1 pseudogene is annotated in these 243 nt (G+C 59.7%); it reads left to right on the top strand.

The features are described 5' to 3' along the window. A pseudogene (locus SB751_RS34405) lies at positions 1-243 on the top strand (ATP-binding protein); the annotation flags it as partial.

Below are 243 nucleotides of genomic sequence, written 5' to 3'. Positions count from 1 at the left end.
AGGTGGTCGCCAAACCATACGAAACCGGCAGTCTCATCCTGACCAGCAATCTGCCGTTCGTTCGGCCAGTGGGACCAGACCTTCGCTGACGATGCAACGCTCACGGCGGCGCTCCTCGACCGGCTTCTTCATCACGCACACGTCGTGCCGATCTCCGGCGACTCGTACAGGTTGAAGGAAAAACGTCAGGCCGGCATGATCAATCGCATGCCACCACCGCACCTAAACGACGCAGACGACATC

The sequence above is a fragment of the Cupriavidus sp. SIMBA_020 genome (assembly GCF_046535395.1).
GTDB classification, from domain to species: Bacteria; Pseudomonadota; Gammaproteobacteria; order Burkholderiales; family Burkholderiaceae; genus Cupriavidus; species Cupriavidus campinensis.
Note: the sequence above shows the minus strand (reverse complement) of the source record. Positions and strands in the feature narration are given on the sequence as shown.